Source organism: Lachnotalea sp. AF33-28 (assembly GCF_003477885.1).
In the GTDB taxonomy this organism is placed as follows: Bacteria; Bacillota; Clostridia; order Lachnospirales; family Lachnospiraceae; genus AF33-28.
Genome location: NZ_QUEE01000001.1, coordinates 109,033 through 129,182, shown reverse-complemented (window position 1 = coordinate 129,182; position 20,150 = coordinate 109,033). Strand labels below are relative to the sequence as shown.

The 20,150-nt window shown below is 47.7% G+C and carries 14 protein-coding genes; 12 read left to right on the top strand and 2 right to left on the bottom strand.

Going from position 1 to position 20,150, the window contains the following annotated elements; genetic code table 11:
• Positions 1-14 precede the first annotated feature (14 nt).
• The 3 genes from DWZ56_RS00555 to DWZ56_RS00545 are packed head-to-tail and all read left to right on the top strand — an operon-like array spanning position 15 to position 4,662.
• Positions 15-1,610 (top strand): FAD-dependent oxidoreductase, encoded by a 1,596-nt coding sequence (locus DWZ56_RS00555; protein ID WP_158584366.1) that lies wholly within the window; start codon positions 15-17, stop codon positions 1,608-1,610.
• A complete protein-coding gene (locus DWZ56_RS00550; RefSeq protein ID WP_158584365.1) occupies positions 1,582-2,598 on the top strand; it encodes an FAD-dependent oxidoreductase in 1,017 nt (338 codons plus the stop codon). The genes DWZ56_RS00555 and DWZ56_RS00550 overlap by 29 nt, the downstream gene beginning before the upstream one ends.
• An 18-nt stretch (positions 2,599-2,616) precedes the next feature.
• On the top strand, positions 2,617-4,662 hold the full coding sequence (locus DWZ56_RS00545) for a beta-galactosidase (protein WP_118554436.1): 2,046 nt from the start codon (positions 2,617-2,619) through the stop codon (positions 4,660-4,662).
• Positions 4,663-4,739: 77 nt separating this feature from the next.
• On the opposite strand, the gene DWZ56_RS00540 is transcribed toward DWZ56_RS00545, so the two are convergent.
• Positions 4,740-5,168 (bottom strand): hypothetical protein, encoded by a 429-nt coding sequence (locus tag DWZ56_RS00540; RefSeq protein WP_118554435.1) that lies wholly within the window; start codon positions 5,166-5,168, stop codon positions 4,740-4,742.
• A gap of 153 nt (positions 5,169-5,321) precedes the next feature.
• On the bottom strand, positions 5,322-7,904 hold the full coding sequence (locus tag DWZ56_RS00535; RefSeq protein WP_118554434.1) for an exo-rhamnogalacturonan lyase family protein: 2,583 nt from the start codon (positions 7,902-7,904) through the stop codon (positions 5,322-5,324).
• A 260-nt stretch (positions 7,905-8,164) separates the two neighbouring features.
• On the opposite strand from DWZ56_RS00535, the gene DWZ56_RS00530 reads away from it, so the two are divergent.
• The 9 genes from DWZ56_RS00530 to DWZ56_RS00490 all read left to right on the top strand — a co-directional run bounded on the left by DWZ56_RS00530 (position 8,165) and on the right by DWZ56_RS00490 (position 19,006).
• Positions 8,165-9,055 carry an ABC transporter permease gene (locus tag DWZ56_RS00530; protein ID WP_118554433.1) on the top strand — a complete coding sequence of 297 codons (891 nt, stop codon included), beginning with the start codon at positions 8,165-8,167 and terminating at the stop codon, positions 9,053-9,055.
• Complete coding sequence (locus tag DWZ56_RS00525) at positions 9,052-9,906, top strand: carbohydrate ABC transporter permease (protein ID WP_118554432.1); 855 nt, start codon at positions 9,052-9,054, stop codon at positions 9,904-9,906. The genes DWZ56_RS00530 and DWZ56_RS00525 overlap by 4 nt, the downstream gene beginning before the upstream one ends.
• A 13-nt stretch (positions 9,907-9,919) precedes the next feature.
• The gene (locus DWZ56_RS00520) at positions 9,920-11,467 is read left to right on the top strand and encodes an extracellular solute-binding protein (RefSeq protein WP_118554431.1); all 1,548 of its coding nucleotides are present in this window, start codon (positions 9,920-9,922) and stop codon (positions 11,465-11,467) included.
• A 92-nt stretch (positions 11,468-11,559) separates the two neighbouring features.
• Positions 11,560-13,347, top strand: a complete 1,788-nt coding sequence (locus DWZ56_RS00515) for a cache domain-containing sensor histidine kinase (RefSeq protein ID WP_158584364.1) — start codon at positions 11,560-11,562, stop codon at positions 13,345-13,347.
• A gap of 27 nt (positions 13,348-13,374) precedes the next feature.
• Positions 13,375-14,994: a response regulator transcription factor gene (locus tag DWZ56_RS00510; protein ID WP_118554429.1), complete on the top strand. Its 1,620-nt coding sequence runs from the start codon at positions 13,375-13,377 to the stop codon at positions 14,992-14,994.
• Between the two features lie 341 nt (positions 14,995-15,335).
• Complete coding sequence (locus DWZ56_RS00505) at positions 15,336-15,674, top strand: PadR family transcriptional regulator (RefSeq protein WP_118554428.1); 339 nt, start codon at positions 15,336-15,338, stop codon at positions 15,672-15,674.
• Entirely contained in the window at positions 15,675-16,787 is a 1,113-nt protein-coding gene (locus tag DWZ56_RS00500; RefSeq protein ID WP_118554427.1) for a DUF2812 domain-containing protein, read from the top strand.
• Positions 16,788-16,835: 48 nt separating this feature from the next.
• Positions 16,836-17,753, top strand: coding sequence for an ABC transporter ATP-binding protein (locus DWZ56_RS00495; protein ID WP_118554426.1), 918 nt, complete (start codon positions 16,836-16,838; stop codon positions 17,751-17,753).
• A complete protein-coding gene (locus tag DWZ56_RS00490) occupies positions 17,750-19,006 on the top strand; it encodes an ABC transporter permease (protein WP_118554425.1) in 1,257 nt (418 codons plus the stop codon). The genes DWZ56_RS00495 and DWZ56_RS00490 overlap by 4 nt, the downstream gene beginning before the upstream one ends.
• Positions 19,007-20,150: the final 1,144 nt, after the last annotated feature.

Sequence of the window (20,150 nt, the reverse complement as noted above, 5' to 3'; positions counted from 1 at the left end):
GAAATGAGGCAGAAATGAGAGAAATGAAAGAAATAAGAGAAATAGCGGCGGCAGACGTGCTGGTGTGCGGCGGCGGCTGTGCCGGTTGTGCGGCCGCTCTTGGTGCAGCGAAAGCCGGTGCGGATGTGATTCTCCTGGAACGGGGGACTTATCTGGGCGGAATTGCCGCCTCCAGCATGATTTCAAATGTATATAATCATTATGTGACAAGGGACGGCCGTCTGGTTATGCGGGGCATAGGACTGGAATGGATGCAGCGCATGGTGAAGAAAAATGCGGCGGCTGAAAGGTGGCAGTATCCGGACGGACGGCTGGTGCATGATCCGGAGCAGATGAAGGTGACCTTTGACGAGATGATGGCGGATTACGGCGTAAAAGTACTGTACCGGACCATGGCTATGGAACCGTATAGGATTGGGAACAGAGCGGCTGGAGCATATGTCAATACTCCGGACGGCCCTGCGCTCATCCGGGCAGAGCAGGTGGTGGATACCACCGGCGAGTGCGATATGGCATGGGGAGCTGACGCTCCGGTCAGATATGCCTGCGGCATGGCCACGTTGACCTTTAAGTTTGCCAATGTGGATCTGGAGAAACTGTATCGGCATTTTAAGAATCATCCCGAAACATTTCCGGTCGGAATTGATGCAATGAAGAATTTTGAAGAGTTTGAGAAGGTATGGCTGGAACGGGATGTGCTGTATTTTCCGCATTCCGGAGGTGAAGACTGGGATCTGTTCCAGGATGCGATAAAGGAAGGGCGTTTCAAGAGAGAGCTCGGTGACATCTTCGCGATGGATTCCTGCTGTATTATCGGAAGGAAAGGCACGGACACGGCGGTGATCAATTCACAGATGTGGAGAATCCGTTCTCTGGATCCGTTCGTGCTGTCAGATGCCGAGAGCAGGGCCCATGAGGCTGTCTATTATGTGGCTGATTTCATGGTGAAAAATATTCCGGGATTTGAGCATGCATATGTGGCACAGATCTCAGATGAGCTGGCGCTTAGGGTGAGCAGAGGAATCGAAGGCAGCATAACCTTTGATAAGGATGAACATACAACGGCGGATAAGATTGTGTCGGACGATCCCACTGCTAACGGGACGGATATTGAATACAATATCCTGCGCGGTCTGACGGACGATCCTCGCTATGCTAAATCAGCGGATAAGGAAGAGGATATTTATGCCCCGGATGTGATTGCCTGCAGGCCCCGGCAGATGAATTTTAAGCGCACCGGAGAATTTGTGAGCAGGGCCACCGTGGACATACCTTTTGGGGTAATGGTACCTAAAGGAGTGGAGAACCTGCTGGCTGCCAGCGGAAAAGGTGTATCTGCAGTGCCGCAGACGATGCTTCGGTATCAGTCCGCGGGCATGGCGCTGGGACAGGCGGCGGGCGCTGCTGCAGCTTTGGCCGCCCGCTTAAAGATTACGGTGCGCAGCCTTGATATCCATAAACTCCAGAAAGAGCTGCTGGAACAGGATGTGTGGCTTGGCGGGGAAAAAAGGCTGAAAGAGCTGGGACTGCTTGCCGAGGCGGGAGAGCCGGCTGGCAATGGGGAAATCGGAGAGGAGAAAAATGAAGGAAAGACAGACATTTGTGTGTGATGTTCTGGTAATTGGCGGCAGTCTGGAAGGATGTATTGCCGCACTGGAAGTATCCCGGGAAGGGAAAAAGGTCCTTCTGGCAGAAGAGGGTGGTGCTCTTGGAGGCATGGCTTCCGGAGGACTCATGACCTATATACCGCTGCAGCAGGCAGATTCTGCGAAGGTTCGGGAGTATGCGGAGAATATATTGCGGGATGCTTCAGAGCAGCCGGGGCAAAGCACAGAGGACTGTACGCTCTTTAATGATCAGAAACTGAAAGTGGTGCTAAGGCGGATGCTGGATGCGGCCGGAGTCACGGTTCTCACCCATGTGTATCCGGCCGATATGCTGTGGAGGGAAGACGCTTCTTCAAAGCTCCCGGCAGGGCTGCGTTTTTGTACGAAAAACGGATGGCTGAATGTGGAGGCTTCCGTTGTCATAGACGGTACAGATTTGACGGAAGCAGGCTGCATGGCCGGACTTGCCTGGAAAAAGGGGAGAGGATGTGCAGTCGCCGGCGTGAAGTTCAATGGGATTGGAACAGACAGTCTAAGGCTGGCTGCCGCATCCATCCTGGAGGAAACAAGAGAAAGCCTGACAGGAACCGTCGTCTGCGGTTTTTCTGCAGACCGGGGAGATTTAAAGCTGTATACAGAGCGGCTGCTTTTCCTGCACAGCAGGTGTTTGGGCGAGACGGTGCTGTACGGCCTGTCGGCTGATTTGAAGGCTGTGGACTGTTTTACACTTTCAGATGCCCGTGCAGGGCTGAGGATTCTGGCATATAGGCTGCGCGACTGGATGAGGGAGAATCTGGAAGGATTCGGGGAAGCCGATATCATTCATGTTGCACCGCTCATTAGCTGCTATGGGCTGCGCATTTTCGATTCAAACCCATATGACACGCTGATCCTGCTTAATCAACATACAAAGGAGTACGATAATATTAATGCAATTGCTGCAGGTATCGAGGGCGCTGGGAAAGCGCTTGGCCGGATAGAGTTGGGCTGACTTGGGAGGCAGAAAAATATGGCGGTATGGAACAGGAAGGGGATTCTGCACGGAGCGGACTATTATCCGGAGCAGTGGCTGGATGTGCCGGAAATACTGGAACAGGATATCCGGATGATGAAGCTGGCACATATAAACACCGTCACGCTGGGGGTATTTGCCTGGGCGGCATTGGAGCCTGAAGAAGGGTTATGGAAGTTTGAATGGCTGGACACTGTGATTGACCGGCTTTGGCAGAATGGCATCGGAGTGATCCTGGCCACGCCCAGCGGAGCCAGGCCAGCTTGGCTCGCCGAAAAATATCCGGAGGTCCTGCGCATGGGAGAGGACCGGCACAGAAACCTGTACGGCATGCGGATGAACCACTGCTACACATCACCTGCATACAGGAGACTGACATCCCGTATAGACCGGATGCTCGCACAGCGCTACGGATGCCATCCCGCAGTGAAGGCTTGGCATATTTCCAACGAGTACCATGGGGAATGCCACTGTCCCCTGTGTCAGGCTGCCTTCAGGAATTTTTTAAAAAGTAAATATGGCACGCTGGAACGTTTGAACCATGCATGGTGGACCACCTTCTGGTCAAAGACCTATACGAGCTGGGAACAGATCGTTTCGCCGTCTTTTAGAGGGGAGAAGGCACTGCAGGGCTTGGAGCTGGATTGGAAGAGATTTGTGACCCATCAGACGAAAGAATTTCTGGATCTGGAGATCGGCGCCGTGCGGCGCTTCTCGCCAAATGTGCCTATAACTACAAATATGATCGGAAGTTTTATTGAAGTGGATTATCCGAGGCTGGGGCCGTCGCTGGATATAGCGGGCCTGGACATCTATCCGGAGTGGGGCAGTGCGCCGGACCGCGAGGTGGCCGTAAACGCCGCGTTTGAATATGATGTGGCCAGATCCTTAAAACGCCTCCCTTTTTTACTGATGGAGACAACCCCCTCCATGACAAACTGGACAGAGGTGGGTAAGCCTAAGCGGCCCGGGATGCATCTGGCTGGTTGCCTTCAGGCGGTGGCTCACGGAGCGGAATCGGTCATTTATTTTCAGTGGAGGAAGAGCCGCGGCGGATATGAGAAATTTCATGGGGCGGTGGTGGGACACTCCGGCCATGAGAAGACGAGGATCTTTCACGAGGTGGCTTGTTTGGGCGGACTTCTGGAAGAAATAGGAGAAATAACCGGCTCTGAATGTGCGGCAAAAGCTGCGCTTCTGTATGACTGGAATAATCGCTGGGCCATCGAAGGGGCGAAAGGACCGAGACAGGATAAAAAGTATGAAAGCACTGTGAGAGAACACTATGCCGCGCTTAGAAGATATGGGATTACCGTGGATCTGGTGGATGAGGAGCAGCCGCTTAACGGATATGAGCTGGTAGCTGCGCCCATGCTCTATCTGGTTAAGGACGGGCTTAAGGAGAAGCTGGAAACCTTTGTGAAAGCTGGTGGAATTCTCTTACTCACCTATTTTAGCGGAATAGTGGATGCGTCGGATCTGTGCTTCACCGGGGGATTTCCGGGGCCGCTTAGGGCGCTTGCCGGTGTGTGGGCGGAGGAACTGGATACCCTGTATCCCAAGGAAACAAATGGAATCCGCATGCTGCCGGACAATGATTTGGGGCTTAACGGGAGCTGGAGCTGCAATTATTTCTGCGAGGTGATCCATACAGAGACCGCGGAGTGCTGCGCGGTTTATGACGGAGACTGGTATGCGGATACGCCGGCACTGACATTAAACCGCTTTGGAATGGGGGAGACCTGGTATCTGGCGGCACATGCCGAGCCGGAATTCCTTGTGAAACTGTATGGGAGGCTTTTGTTCAGAAAAAAGCCCCTGACATGCGACAGGGCGCTGCTGCCTGACGGAGTGGATCTGTCTGTCAGGCAGAAGGGAAACTGCCGGTATTGGTTTTTCATTAATTTTTCAGATACAGAACAGGAGATTACTGTCCCGCCGGGATATGATATGATAGGCCGAAGACAGGTGGATCATACCATGACTCTGAAACCTCTGGAGGCTGCAGTGATTAAATGTGCCGTGAACGGTATTCCGGCGTAAAAGGCAGGGCCTGAAATTTCAACCATGAAATTTGGGCCCTGCCTCTTATGCGTGCGCCTGGCGCACGTCTTTAACAGTTAAAGAAAATTCTTCATTTCACTTACATTGTGCTCTGCCGTAGCCAAAAGCTTTTCCGCCAGAGATGTTGCCCCGATATCCGCGTCCTCATGTTCTCTCATGTTGCGGATGATAGCGGTCATGCCCATGGTATTGCCCTGGATCATCATGTCCGCCATATGGGAGACCGATTTATCGGTCATGGTTTTCATCTCGGTCATCAGATAGGATGAGATTTTTGCCATGCTGCCGATCTCCTCCGGTTTTTCCTTGCGCTGTGCCAGCATGATTTCCGCCGTGGATGCGATGGTCTGGTATTCGGCCATCTGATCTTTCAGGACTTCCCGGAACTTCTGGTCGTCGGTCATCTCGATCAGCTGAGGAATGGACTGGATGCCCATGCGTGCATTCTGGTAAATATCGTTCAGTAAACATGCGTCGGATGTCATTTGGATTCCCTCCGTTTATTCAGATTTATGGCGTACTGTTTTGCTTACATTTAAACAGTAACGTCCGTATCAGTGTTAGTATGATGATTTTGCGGTAAATTATGAATAAACGGATGAATTTTGCAGTTCATTCGCGATTATATCACTACAGCATTAATGACTGGGCGGTATCAGTTCCAGCATCTGAAAATAGGTCAGTGCGAGCTGACCGGCGTTATTTGTAAACTGTCTGACAGATGCATCAGGAGTTGGGATACATTCTGCCAGAGCTCCCGGCCATTCGGTTGCGGGAACCGGAATAATTTTAAGTATTCCATTTTCGCTGATGGTATCTGCTTCCCGGCGCAGCATATTCCAGGCATAATCAGCCAGTTCCCTGTCCTGATAGTATGCCGCGGCAAATGCGATGATCTTTAGAACCGGCACTGTCCACACCATCCAGTGTTTATCTGTTACCCGACCGAATGTAAATTTGTTCACCTCGTCTTCTGCCATTGGATAAGCTGTACCCAGCCTGGCCACGGCTTCCTGGAATTTTTTGTCTTCCGGAAAACGGTTCATGAGTTCAAACAGAACTTCACCGCCGCCAAGGGCGATGATCATATGGTAGTGGTAATTGTTGTCCCCCATAGGATGCAGATGGCCATCATCGGGATGATACAGAAAGGTTGGGCCCGCCATCAGTCCAATAGGATCTGCGGACAGGGAATCCATCCCTTTTTTCAGTTTATTCAGATATTTATGTTCTCCTGTGCGCTCATCATGAGTGATCCAATTAGAAGCGAAGGCAGTCCAGTCAGGACCGCTTCTGACATGAATGTCATGCTGCTTTGCTTCGGGATAGTACATGCTCATCGGATCCTTTTCCAGAACACGGTAATCTACATCCACAGTCATTTCCATGATTTCGCCGATCCGTTCATCAGCCGTCAGATAGTAAAAGATGCGGTGGAGGAAAGCCATCATGATTCGGGCTTCCTTGCAGCTGCATCCCCAGTGAACCACATTGTGCCTGGAGCCCATACCGGTGTAAGGGCCGCTGTGGTAGCAGTCAACTTCACTTGTATGGCGGGTCATGGAGCGGGCTAACCGAAATGCGACCGGATCAGCACTTCTAAGAAAATGTGTCCATAGCCACAGATTGGGAGCAAACTCCGTATTCTGCCAGGCACATCCGCCGAAATCATACCGCCAAGTGTGGCGTACTTCATCATAGGAGTGCATCACATCCCCATAATTCCAATAACCGTACCAGCTTCTGCGTTCTATTTCATCCTTATAAAACTGCAGGAGGCTGTCTGCAAGATGTTCAAACGGAAGGGCAGCGGCGGAATTGTCCGGCAGTCCCCAAACGCCGAGAGCCTGACTGTCATGATAATAGGAAGGAGAGCATATGGGATACAGGTCTTTTTGAAGATCCTGGGACAGAGCATAGAGCTCTGATTTTGTCACGGGCTGTCCGTAAAAACGGATAAATATTTCGGAAGTATTGCCGATGCCCGCAGGGTCACTCCCCAGAGAGCTGCCCTCATAGGCAAATTGCAACCCATGCCCGCGGTCATCGTAGGGCGCGAAATCCATGGGAGCCGCTTCATCCGACCAGAGCCAGAGACCGACTGCTGTGGTATTTTCTGCAAGACCGTCTACGCTTAAAGCGGAAGGATATTTTTGCCAGAAGTCCCTGACTGAAAAAGAAACGCCATATTTTTCTCCGCACAGGTATAAAAAGCCGCTGCTGCGGCTGCCGGAATGCGCATGTATGCGGCAGCAGCCGGTATGAGTAGCTTTTTCTATGAAATAGGAGCGTTCGGAATGCTGATTCAAGCGGTAATGATTCCAAATGGCGGCCTCACCGAGATGTTCGGTGAACCATTCTTCATTCTCATTATGCGGGGTAAGAATTACCGGGCGGTTCTGATGCTGCTCACGCTGGAATCTGGCGCCCTGATCATGCTGGCAGTGCAGGAGACGTGCTGCCTCCAGAAACAGTCCATCTTCGCCTGCAAATGCGATGTGACGATTGTAAAGCTCCCCGTCTATTGGAACATCATAATCCAGTTTCAATCCGGCAAGTTTGACGGAGACGTCCGGGCAGGTCCACTGTATGGAGCAAACTACTCTGATATCCGCACAGCCTGCATACAGGTAATGCCGAAGGATGAATGTAAGAAGCGGAATATCCTCGCTTAAGCGTATCTCGCCGCAGCTGCGGACCACACAGTGCATTCCGTCATCCGTTTCGATCTCAGCGCCGGTGATTTCTCCGCTGCACAGGTCAGTTCTGGTCTGCATTACTGTACCGGAGCGCTCCGTGCGCAGAGCATGGGCGGTGATGCCGCAGGCGGCATGACTGTTTTCACCGTACAGTGAAACAAGTTCAAAGAGCCGCCGCCCTTTTTTAGAAAATTTTAAAATAAGAGGACCGCAGTCTGCGATTATGCCGCCGGTTTCCTCCTTTAATCTGACGGATTCTGTGTAAGGCTGCGAGCAGCAGGATGTATCCAGATAATACTCCTGCGTTCCGTCCAGAAGTGCGCTGTGAGCAGTCCATTTGACAGAACCGTCCGGCCAATAAGCGGTGGCTCTGCACCCGCATGGAACCAGATGGTCCGTCTTATCTTTTAAAGCAGGTAGTTCCCCCGGTTCCAGCATTCCTTTTTTCCAGGGAACGCCCCAGGTGATCGGCAGAATTTGGCCGTGCGCATTAAGCCATTTTAGTTTGACATTCTCTTTCATTATTTCCTCCATTCGGACATAATTGATAGCTGTTACGTCCATTATAAAGAAATGTATCTCAATATACCAGCAGTTAAAAGGGTTTCTTTTTCTTTTTTTATATGGGAGATTTAATCAGGTAAAGAAAACGGAAGAAATGGCAATTATGTTATGTTGTCTCAGAAATCGGAAGCATGGTATAGTTACAGTGTTTCGGGGTGGACGGCCGGCCGGCGTCCTCCCAGGGGATGGCTGAATGCGAGACCGGGAGGATACATTTAATGAAGTTATTTCTAAAAAAGTTTTGCAGGCAGAAATATATTTTTCTTCTGGTGGTACCGGGGGTTGTATGGTTTGCCGTATTTAAGTTTTTTCCGCTTTGGTATATCAGCAAAGCCTTTACTGATTATGGTACCACCGCCAATCCGTCTTTTACCGGACTGGATAATTTTAGAAGGCTGGTTTTATCGCCCAACTTCCTTCGGGCTTTTAAGAATACCATGATTTTAAGTTTTTATAATATAGTGATCTACTTTCCGCTTCCAATATTGCTGGCTCTATCCATGAATGAGCTGGGGAAAAAAATGAAGAAGGTTGTACAGTTCACCGTATACATTCCGTATTTTTTTTCCTGGGTGGTGGTAGGCGGTATATTCACGCTGATGCTGTCTCCTTCTGATGGAATTGTAAACCAGATTCTTCAGGTATTTGGAAAGGAACCTGTCTATTTTATGGCGGACAGCCGTTATTTCCGTGGAGTACTGGTGGGATCACAGGTCTGGAAGGAGGTTGGATACGGTACGGTTATATACATAGCAGCCATTTCCACGGTGGATACCCAGCTTTATGAGGCTGCGGCTGTAGATGGAGCAGGGTATATAGCGAGAATGTGGCATATCACGCTGCCATGTATCCGCAGCACGGTTGCCACTGTGCTTCTTCTAACAGTATCCAGAGTACTGCAGATGTTTGAACAGATTTTTGTTATGATGAATGATTCGGTAAAAAATGTGGCGGACGTGCTGAAAACTTATTCCTATTTTGAAGGAATGCAGAGAGGCGATATCGGATATGCGACAGCAATCGGACTGTTTACATCAGCTGTGAGCCTGATATTGATTATATCCTGCAATATTTTCAGCAAAAAAGTGTTGAAGGAAGACATTTTATGAAACTAAGAGAGAGCAGGTCACGTAAAGTTTTTAAAGCGGTGAATATGATATTTATACTGACGGTTTGTGCAATGATTGCAGTACCGTTGTGGATGGTGGTAATTACATCGCTGTCACCGGATAAGCTGGCAGCGGAGAAAGGATTCGTGCTGATACCAGAGGCCATAGATTTTTCAAGTTATATCCGTGTGTTCAAAAGTCATGGATATATGAGGGCATTTTTAAATTCGCTGGGAATCACTGTGACAGCTACAGCTTTTTCCATGGCATTGACAACTACGATGGCCTATGCCCTTTCCCAGGAAAGGCTGATGTTCCGTAGTTTTTTAATGAATGCGGTTTTGATTACCATGTTTCTGGATGGGGGAATTATTCCGCTTTATATGGTGGTAAGGGATATGAAAATGATCGACAGCTATGGAGCATTAATATTTCCGGTGGCTGTTGGGACCTATAACCTGATTCTAATGCGGAATTATTTCCGAACACTTCCGGAAAGCTTGATCGAATCCGCCCGTTTGGACGGATGCTCTGAGCTGAAGACTCTGATCCGGATTGTGTTGCCAATATCGGTCCCAATTCTGGCAGCAGTCACGTTGTTTTATGCGGTTGGCCATTGGAACCGGTACTTCGAGGTGGTAATGTTTATTAATAAGGGGGAGAAATATACGTTACAGGTACTGTTAAGGCAGCTGATATTTCAGGGTGAATCCGAAGTGACTACACAGGTAGCTGTTAATAATTTTAAGATGGCAGTAATGGTGGTGGCAATGCTGCCCGTACTGGTTCTGTACCCGTTTATACAAAAGTATTTTATATCCGGCATTATGCTGGGATCTGTGAAAGGATGAAGGAGGTTTGGATATGAAGAGAAAGATGGTGGCGTTCCTTTTGACGATTGTATTATGCATGTCAGTTCTGTTCGCGGGGTGCGTTAAAGACAATACCAGGGCAGGAATAGCCGACGGAACGGACGCAATGACAGGGAACACTGAGACTGTGCGGATGCAAGATGAAAATAGCCAGGCAGGAGATGAGGAGCCTGTAAAAATATCTCTCTGTATGCCGCAGACCAGTTGGGGCAAGAGCATCGATTCCGAAATGATGGAAGCCTTTAAAAAGGTGATCGAAGAAAAGACCAATACTCAGATTGAAATGATCTCTCCCCCATCCAGTGATTATCAGGATCGTCTGAACGTGCTGCTGACATCTGGAGAGATCCCTGATATTTACGTGGTACAGTCTGCACAGGATAATATCCCATTGTACGGTATACGCGGATATGCGGCGCCTCTGAATGAATATCTGGAAAAGGATGCTAATTTTGATGTGCTTAAGGACTTTGATCTTTCTGCCTTTCAGGTAGGGAGTGAACTGTACGGCGTACCTAATGACAGACCCATGAATAAAATTATTTGGGTCCGTAAAGATGCCATTGATCGGTATGGGTTAGATATACAAGATGAGATGACGACAGATGAGTTTGTGACAGAGATGAAAAAGGTGAATCAGTCGGAGATGATTCCGTTCACTTTCCCAAAATTTCTTGGCAATTTTCAGCTGTTTTATAATTTTTTCGGCGCGTATGCGGGCATTGTACAGGGAGAGGACGGAAAATATATTGATGGATTTCAAACAGAGGAAATGAAAGAGGCCATCTTATATATCAAAGACTTGTACGATCAGGGCATTCTGGATCGGGAGTTCATTACGAACGAAAATTCTATGATGCGTGAAAAAGTGTTTACGGGAAAAGCGGCGGCAGTATGTGATTACTTCTATAATTACCTGTATTATCTGACACAATCTGAAGGAGTAGATGCCTATACGGATTTTATTCCGATATATACTCTGGAGGGGCCGAATGGACACAAGGGAAATCTCAATGAATCCTTTCAAAACGGTTTGTGCATTTCTGCGAAAAGCGAGCATAAAGAGAAAGCTATGGAAGTGTTATCATGGCTATTCTTTACAGATGAAGGGGTATTGATGACGAGAGTGGGTGTGGAAGGCGTACATTATACGGTAGAAAATGGGGTGATTACCCCTTCAGCCGCCGCGGCTGACAGTGGCTATTCCATTAATGTGGGAAATTTGACGCTGGCATTTCCGGTCGTGGATCAGCTGGATTTTAAATGGGGAGGTATTACGGATGAGGCTTATCCGAAACAGCTAGATATTCAGAAAATCAGCCAGGCTCCGGGAACGATCGGACCTAAGTATAACATTACTCTGGGCGTTTCGGATCTGTATGATAAAAATGTAGCCACGTATACGAGCACGATGAATGAAACGGTAGTTTCCATAGTGCTGGGTAATGAGAGTATGGAGGATGCTTATAAAAGCTATGAAGGGTTCTGGAAGAGCATACGAGGTGACGAGATGCTGGAGGAACTGAACGCGAATCAGTAATAGTCTGGTATGAGTAGCTCTGCCGTATGGTGTATGCCTGCGGCAGGGTTTACTGTCGTTTTAAGAGACAAAGTCATACGAGGGGGGAGTTTATGAGTGACAGAAAAACTCTGAGCAGTAAACAGAAAATAATGCTGCTGTTAAGTGCGGCATTTCTTATGAGCACTGTATGTTTTTATTTGATTTTCTCAGTGGTGTATAAGAAGAATATCCGGGACATCGTATCATCTGACATGAAAGATAATATATTTCACATTCGCGAATATGTGGAACTGATCTTTGAAAATGCGGATAATGTGGCTTCTATATTTACAGCCAATGCTTTCCTTCAGACATATGCACAGACAGAGGATGCACAGATGGATCGAATGGAGATCCGGAAATTTGATGAACTGCTTAAAACCATTGGAGCATCCAGCGATATGGTGGACGCGATCGATATATATATAGAGCCACATCAAATGTTGTTTACCAGCGACTACGGAGCCACATCCAGACTGGATCCAGATACCGTTGGGTGGTTTAATGCGCTCATGGAACAGGATTTTAAAAATAGGGTAACGACTGATTACAGAGAACATATACACTATTGGAACACACGCAGTCAGGATCAGGTTACAATTTTGCGTCCTCTATATTCTTCGGTTCTGGGCAAAAAGATCGGTTTTGTTGCGGTAAATATCAACTGTATTCGATTTTCTGCAATCCTGGCCGGAATGGATGGTCCGAATAATATCTTAACGGATGAAGGTGGTGCGATTCTGATGGGTGCGGTGGCTGCTGATGCGGAGGCGAAGCTGGCAGACCTGGCATTTATAAACGATTACTCACCAGAGGATGCTCTTTTTTATAAGAAGATCGGACGTGAGGAATATATATTCAGCCGTTCGTGGCTGCCTTATCCGGAATGGAACCTGGTTTCTTTCTGTTCCATAAAGGAACTGATGAGACCGGCGAGCCAGCTGGACCGCTACCTTCTGATACTCACACTTCTGAACCTGACTATGGCAGGTATTACAGTAAGCATAGTGCTGCACGGACTGTTTGGCCGGTTGAAGAAACTGGCAGATCAGATGGAGCGCCTTAAACACGGTAACTTTAAGGTGGAAGTACTGGAAGCGGGAAAAGATGAGTTCAGCCATATATTCCGTTTGTTTAATGATATGGCGGAAGAACTCAACCGGCTGTTCAATGAAAATTTTCGCCTGGAGCTGCTGCATAAGGATGCACAACTGAAACTTCTGCATGCGCAAATCAATCCTCATTTCATATATAATATTTTTAATAACATGAACTGGATGCTGCAGCTTGGCCGTTATGAGGAGCTGGAAGATCTTGTGGACGCTGTTGCCGGCTATTATAAGCTATCTTTAAATGAAGGAAAGATGATGATAAGTGTAAAAAGTGTGATGGAGAATCTGAAACAGTATGTGAGAATCCAGAAGATCCGGTTCCGGGGACGGTTTGACTGCGAGTTTGATCTGGATGACTCCATACTTGATCTGGAATTAATGAATCATATGCTGCAGCCTGTGGTGGAAAATGCGATTATTCATGGAACAGAGCCAGTCTGCGGCCATACCAATATTCTTATCAAAGGTTTTTGCAGAGAAGACCGTCTAGTATTTCTGATCAAAGATGATGGAGCTGGAATTGATAAAGAACGTCTGATAGAAATAAAAGAGGTGTTGGAGAAGGGATCTACGGATGGAAAGGGCTATTATGCCTTATCCAATGTAAATGAGAGGATTAAAATATGCTATGGAAAATCCTGCGGCCTGTCGATATACAGTAAAAAAGGATGTGGTACAACCGTGCTGATCCTTGTTACAAAGTATCCGACAATCCAGGATCTGTATTTGAATAACATTAGGTGTTAGCAAGATAAGTGGATTTTGGGGGAGATAATGTATAAAATGCTTGTGGTAGACGATGAACCTAATATGGTAGAAGGAATTACTCATGGAATTAACTGGCGGCAATATGATATTGAAGAAGTTTTTGCTGCGTACAATGCCTTAGAAGCGATGGACATATGTGGTCAGGAACGGCCTGAGATAATTTTAACGGATATCAGAATGCCCGGAATGGACGGCCTGGAATTTATTGAAAAAGTACGCACAGAATTGCCGGATTCGGAAATTCTGCTGATCAGTGCTTTTGAGGAATTTTCTTATGCAAAAAGGGCTATCAGTCTGAATGTTGCTTCATATCTTGTCAAGCCGGTTAAGCCAAAGGATTTGATACGTGAAATTTGTATGAGTACAGAACGCCTGAATGAGAAAAGGGAAAAGAGGGAATATCAGGAATATCTGGAGAAGGCTTATCGGAAAAACCGAGGTTTTGTTTCTGAATATATTATTAGAATGTGGATGAACGGGATTTCAGTTTCAGAGCATCTGCTGGAGAAAGCAATGATGAAAACCGGATTTCGTATCAAAAACCGAAAATTTGGCGCATTTATAATAGAAAGTCTCATAGACAGTCAGGAGAGTGATCCGCTGCTGTTTGATTTTGCAGTGAAAGAACAAACGTTGGAGATGCTCTCAGATCTGGTTAAACAGGATTATGATATGCTGCCAAGCGATATGCGGATAGGGAAAATACAGGTATTGTATTCGACCGGACTTGAAAAAGAAAAAATTAGTCCCAGTTTGCAGACGATATGCCATTTTTTACGTGATATGGTGCGGCAGAAACAAAAAACGGTACTGCACTACGGTATTGGTGAGCCTGTGGATACCCCCGGTGAACTTCCTGTTTCTTTGAAGCAGGCAGAATCTCAATTGAAAAAAAACGTTGGATTTAAATTGGGAAGAGAGGTTCCCGGAAAACCTGTAAGGGAAACCGGCAGAGAAGGTTTATTGGATGACATTACCGGATTTCTTGCCCGGTATGAAGAGAAACTTCTATTTGGAGCAGTGAATGAAGCCGATCTGCTGGTTGGAGAGACCCTGCAAGAACTCACAGAGTTGAATGATCCGGCAGACACTTATGCAAGTATGGTATATCATCAGCTGCTCTCGATTGTACTTCATGTTATGCAGGAATATAACATTAAAGTGGAAAGTCTGATGGATGCATGCAGAAAATTTTATAGAGCTCTGGGGAGAAATGAGGATCTTGCATCACTGCATGAGGCATTTTACAGGATACACCGGGAGGCGGCAGCGCTTATGGAGGCTAGGAGCGGAGAGATATACAGCCGGATTGCCGAACAATCCAAAGCATACATCAATTCCCATATTGTTAATATAACTCTGACAGACACCGCGGATGCAGTTGGCTTAAGCCCATCCTATTTCAGCAGATTATTTAAAGATGAAGTAGGTATGTCTTTTGTGGACTACTGTAAAAGCGCGAAGATAGAAAAGGCGAAGCATCTGTTATGGAGTACGGATAAGAAAATCTATGAAATCTGTGATGAACTGGGATATCAGAGTGTACAGTATTTTACTACGCTGTTTAAGTCCATGACAGGTCTTACTCCTGGTGAGTTTCGGCAGGGTCATATGCGGGATTCTTAAAAGCTCCCGGCATAGCCGGGATCAACCGCTGTGCTCTGCTGTGTGCAGGAAGTCTGTAGCATCTGCAAACGGACACGTTTCTACGTCGATGGCATTTACGTCGCTGGCAATAAAAAACAGTTGACACGCAGATTTATTTCTGCTAATATGTCGACAGAATATATGTCGAGACTCGACATGTTGGCATACGACATAAACTAAACTGATATATTACCCCTCCACCTGCAAAGGAGGGAAATCCTGACTTATTTTGTTGAAAGATCCGGAGAATTTCAAATCAGAAGGGGTGGGTTTGGGTTGGCTGATAGAAATATGGTTACAATTAAAAGGGGTGCTTGCGCATGCAGGATAACCTGATAAAGAAATATATTCCGATGACAGAGACCACCTATTACACACTGCTTGCCGTTATGGAACCGAGGCACGGCTATGCGATCATGCAGTTTGTCAGCCGGCTGACAGACGGCAGGATCCAGCTGGGAACCGGTACGCTGTATACGATGGTCGGCCGTCTTGTCGAAGATGACATTATACGCATTGTCTCTGTTGACGGCGGCAAAAAGACTTATCATATTACGGATGCCGGCATTGAGCTTTTAGTGAGAGAGACAGAAAGGCTGAACCAGCAGTTGGATAACGGCAGGGATATACTTAAGTGCACATCGGCGGGGGATGAGTGAATGCAGGGAACAGGTAAGATCAAGAAAATTAAATGTTTTCAAAGCCTGATAAAAGAAAAGCTCTGGCTGGAGGAGATGGCGCTTTCCGGCTGGTTTTTGACAGATGTACATATGGGATGCATTTATGATTTTGAGCATGGAGAGCCAAGGCGGATGATGTATGAGATCGACCGTTTTAATCTGCCGAAGCATCCGTCGCTGAAGGATATCCGCCATAAGGAAATCTTTCTGGATATGGCCCGGGAGATGGGCTGGCAGGTTGTGGCGCACGATGAGGCGCTGGATTATTACTTCTGCAAGGAGTATGCGCCGGATGAAATCAATGAACTGTATAACGATGAAGAGTCCCGCAAACTGCATGCGGAAAAGTTTAAACGGCTGATGGAGTTTAAGGCGTCGCAGCTGTCTGGGGTGCTATTATTTGTGGATGTGGTTGGGCTGCTGTTTGGAATTGAGATGTATGTGATACAGGAAAGCGTACTGTCCTATCTGTGGTTCCTGTTCTTTGTGGCCGGATATACGATTTTCTGCCTATTTACAATCCGTTGGTTTCAGCGCACCGGGGATCTCTACATAAGCGAGCTCTGCCAGACCAGGGAGGAATGGGAGGAGTTCCATGATAAATCCAAACGCAGGTGGGTATACAGGCTTGTGCTTACTAACCGCGGTCTGAAACGATTTCTGACCAGAATGGCGGCGGACGGCTGGATGCTTCAGGATATGTCGGTCATTAAGTATACTTTCCAAAAGCAGGACGCGACCGATTATATATATACGATGGATACCAAGTATCTGACCAATAAGAGAAAAAGAGCCGCGGGAGGCAAGGCGTTTTCAGACAGCAAGGACTGGATCGGAATGAATAATGACTGGCAGATTGAAAGCGTGAAGGATGCGGAAGCCAAGGGTTGGCAGTTCGTCTGTGCATTGGAGACACGTGCGGTGATCTATAAGAGTATGAAGCAGAAAAACGCCGAGCCATTAAATGATCCGAAGTATGACAACAGCTTAAGATTTGTTTCCATTATCGGATGGTACGGGCTGGTTATGCTGATCAGCGGCACCGTAGGCGGCGTGATAGGATATTTTTGGGAGTTTTTTTCCCAATTGTAATAGATATATGGACAGCGCAGATCATGCGTAGAGAAATGGAGGAAAATAATGAAACTGGAAGTAAAGGAATTAAGAAAGAGCTTCGGCGATACCGAGATACTTCACGGCGTATCCTTTGCGGTTGAGAGCGGAAGAGCCTTAGGACTTTTGGGCCGGAACGGCGCAGGAAAGACCACAACCATGCGTATTATTATGGACGTGTTCCGTCCAAACAGCGGTGAGATCTTAATTGACGGTAATAATTTTGTTCCGTCCCGGTTTAAGATCGGATACCTGCCGGAGGAGAGAGGGCTTTATCCCAAGCGGACAGTGATTGATCAGATGATGTATCTGGCCAGACTGCGCGGACTTTCCACAGCGCAGGCCAGGGCCGGCGCGAAGAAATGGCTGAAACGGCTGGAAGTGGAAGAGTATGAAAACCGAAAGCTGGAGACGCTCTCCAAGGGAAATCAGCAGAAGGTGCAGATGGCCGCAACGCTGGTCTGCGACCCTGACATCGTGATTTTGGATGAGCCCTTCAGCGGCCTGGACCCGGTGAACTCCCAGATATTAAAGGATGTGGTCAGCGAACTGATCGCGGACGGCCGGCTTGTGATCTTCTCCAGCCATCAGATGAGCTATGTGGAGGAATTCTGCGATAACATCGCGATCATCAATCACGGTGAAGTGGTGCTGTCGGGATATCTGAAGGATATTAAAAAGGACTATGGCAAGGACCGCCTGATCCTGTCGGCGGAGAATTATACGCTGACGAAGCTTAGGGAAAAGCTTGCGGATTCCATGGCCGATCTGGTGGAGCTGGACAGACAGAAAAAAGAATTTCTGGTGCTGCGGCTTAAGGGAAAAGCGACAAAATCCCAGCTGTTGGACCGGCTCATGGCGTCCGACATCGACATCGAGCATTTCGGTATCTATGAACCGTCACTGAATGATATCTTCGTAGCAAAGGTGGGTGAAGAGGAATGAAAAAGTTCTTGGTAGTGCTGCAATATGAATTAAAAGAGTATGTCAGAAATAAAAGTTTTGTTATAACCACACTGCTGTTTGCGATCTTGGGGTCAGCGGCGCTGTTTCTGCCCAGAGTGATCGATATGTCCGGATTTTTAGGAACCCAGACGCCATCCCAGGAAGAAGCGCCGGATCAGAGCCAGAGCGAAGAAGCGGATAAGGAAACCATGCTTCTTTATGATCAGGCCGGTGTGATGGACAGTGAGGTGCTGGATGCGGTGTTCCCCGACGCACAGTGGGAGAGCGTTACCGATATGGAAACGATCACCTCAAGGATCGAGAAGCAGGAAGCCGACGCTGCATTCGTGGTTAAGTCCGAGAAAGAATACGATTACTATGTGTTTAACAAGGGCATGTATGACCAGGATAAGAGTCTGTTTGAAACGGCTCTGGGCATGAGCCTGCGCAAGGCCTACTGCGAAGCCAACGGACTGGATTTTACACAGCTGGAATCAAAAGTGTACCCTTCCTTTACTGCTAATGAACAGGTCCTTGGCAAAGATACCACAAGCAATTACTGGTACTGCTATATACTGGTTATCCTGGTATTCATGCTGATCGTATTCTACGGACAGATGATAGCGGTGGCGGTTACCAATGAAAAGAGCAACCGCTCCATCGAGGTGCTCGTCACTACAACTACGCCGAACAGCCTTTTATTCGGCAAGGTCATTGCAGGCGCCATCGCCAGCCTGTGCCAGGTGGGGATCATCCTGGGGGCTGTCCTGCTCTCCTATCAGGCGAACAGATCCCTGTGGGGCGGCATGCTGGATATGGTATTCAACATTCCGGCTGAGGTGCTGATCTCCTTCGCGTTCTTCGGACTGGGCGGATATCTGTTCTACGCGTTCCTGTACGGCGCCATGGGCGCTCTGGTATCAAAGACAGAGGATATCAGCAAGAGCTCAGGCGGCCTGATGATGGTGGTTATGATCGTGTATTTCATAGCGCTGCTTCAGCTTACAAATGTAGACGGCATAGCCATGAAGGTGCTCTCATTCCTGCCGATCAGCTCCTACAGCGCGATGTTTGTCAGAATCGCCATGGGGACAGTGAATACCTGGGAGATCATAGTATCCTTCGTGATCCTGGTGGCCTCCATATTCGGAGCGGGGATTCTGGGCGCGAAGATCTACCGCATGGGCACCCTGCGCTACGGCAACCCGATCAAGCTCACTGCGGCTTTAAAGGATTTAAAGAAATCAGAATGAAATCACAGCAAATCGGTCAGATTATAATTGGGATTGAATGCTGTATAGCAGGTATTCTTGAAATATTCAAACGGGATAAGAATCAAAAAGCGGATCAGCTGCCGTCATTCTATTGCTGCTGCTTAAAATAAATAACTATAGATATATTGGCAAATTGCGTCCGTAAATATGGGGCTGCTGCTCCGGCAGATGTATCGTATCATCTGCCGGAGCAGCAGCTTTTTTATTATATAGGGTGCGCCCAAGTTCTTCGAACTCTCCTATGTAATAAAAAGCCCTCCGGGCAGGAACGCACTGCGGCGGAATGGAATGATGTCGCTGAAGCGACCCGCCGCAGGCGGAGAATCCCGCGAGCGGGATTCTTTCTTGTTCAATAGGGTGCGCCCAGCAAAGGTCCTCATAGGGATCCCGCAAAGCCCGCACAAGGAAGCGCACTGATGTGCGCGCAGGTCATCAACCTGGCGGTTGGTGACGATCTGCGCGCTTCACGGAGCAAGAGCGTGTCCCAATGAGGACCATACATTGCCCAGACATACATGGGAAGTTTACGGCACTGTGGATAGTAACAACTTTTTGTATTCGAAATTCCATATGAGCATATTTGCCGGCATTGTGCTGCTGATCAGATTAAATGCATAGACAGTCATACATTTACCGAGTTTTACAGATCGGTTATTACCGCAGTGCATAAAATAATATAAATAGGTGGATCGGTGGAGCTGCGGGAAATGTAAGGACAAAGAGAAGGCTGAGGGAAACAGAAGTGGATACAAGACAGGCCATAGACAGAACAGCGATACGCTCCAGAGATTTTTTACAGCAGCTGTTACGGTGCGGCCTCACGGGAAATTTCTCATACGCTCTGACAACAGTATAGCAAATACCCCATGGATTGCAATGCGATAAAGTGAATATTATGTAACATTTTGTTACTGATAGTTCACGGCTGCCGACATGCGCGGGAAGCTTACAGCACTATGAATAGTGACAGCATTTCGCAACCTTTGAATGCCGTAAAAAACATGATGAGCTGCCACGGTATTGGATTGAAAAATGTGACAAATTTAAAACACAAATTCTGGATACCATAACATAGGAAAAGGGGGTGAATTGTGATATAATGCCTAAATACTATTAGCGGCGT

Bases quoted from the DNA above. Each gene is read 5' to 3' on its own strand.
- DWZ56_RS00555 (WP_158584366.1), top strand. From the start codon at position 15: ATGAGAGAAATGAAAGAAATAAGAGAAATAGCGGCGGCAGACGTGCTG.
- DWZ56_RS00550 (WP_158584365.1), top strand. From the start codon at position 1,582: ATGAAGGAAAGACAGACATTTGTGTGTGATGTTCTGGTAATTGGCGGC.
- DWZ56_RS00545 (WP_118554436.1), top strand. From the start codon at position 2,617: ATGGCGGTATGGAACAGGAAGGGGATTCTGCACGGAGCGGACTATTAT.
- DWZ56_RS00540 (WP_118554435.1), bottom strand. From the start codon at position 5,168: ATGACATCCGACGCATGTTTACTGAACGATATTTACCAGAATGCACGC.
- DWZ56_RS00535 (WP_118554434.1), bottom strand. From the start codon at position 7,904: ATGAAAGAGAATGTCAAACTAAAATGGCTTAATGCGCACGGCCAAATT.
- DWZ56_RS00530 (WP_118554433.1), top strand. From the start codon at position 8,165: ATGAAGTTATTTCTAAAAAAGTTTTGCAGGCAGAAATATATTTTTCTT.
- DWZ56_RS00525 (WP_118554432.1), top strand. From the start codon at position 9,052: ATGAAACTAAGAGAGAGCAGGTCACGTAAAGTTTTTAAAGCGGTGAAT.
- DWZ56_RS00520 (WP_118554431.1), top strand. From the start codon at position 9,920: ATGAAGAGAAAGATGGTGGCGTTCCTTTTGACGATTGTATTATGCATG.
- DWZ56_RS00515 (WP_158584364.1), top strand. From the start codon at position 11,560: ATGAGTGACAGAAAAACTCTGAGCAGTAAACAGAAAATAATGCTGCTG.
- DWZ56_RS00510 (WP_118554429.1), top strand. From the start codon at position 13,375: ATGTATAAAATGCTTGTGGTAGACGATGAACCTAATATGGTAGAAGGA.
- DWZ56_RS00505 (WP_118554428.1), top strand. From the start codon at position 15,336: ATGCAGGATAACCTGATAAAGAAATATATTCCGATGACAGAGACCACC.
- DWZ56_RS00500 (WP_118554427.1), top strand. From the start codon at position 15,675: ATGCAGGGAACAGGTAAGATCAAGAAAATTAAATGTTTTCAAAGCCTG.
- DWZ56_RS00495 (WP_118554426.1), top strand. From the start codon at position 16,836: ATGAAACTGGAAGTAAAGGAATTAAGAAAGAGCTTCGGCGATACCGAG.
- DWZ56_RS00490 (WP_118554425.1), top strand. From the start codon at position 17,750: ATGAAAAAGTTCTTGGTAGTGCTGCAATATGAATTAAAAGAGTATGTC.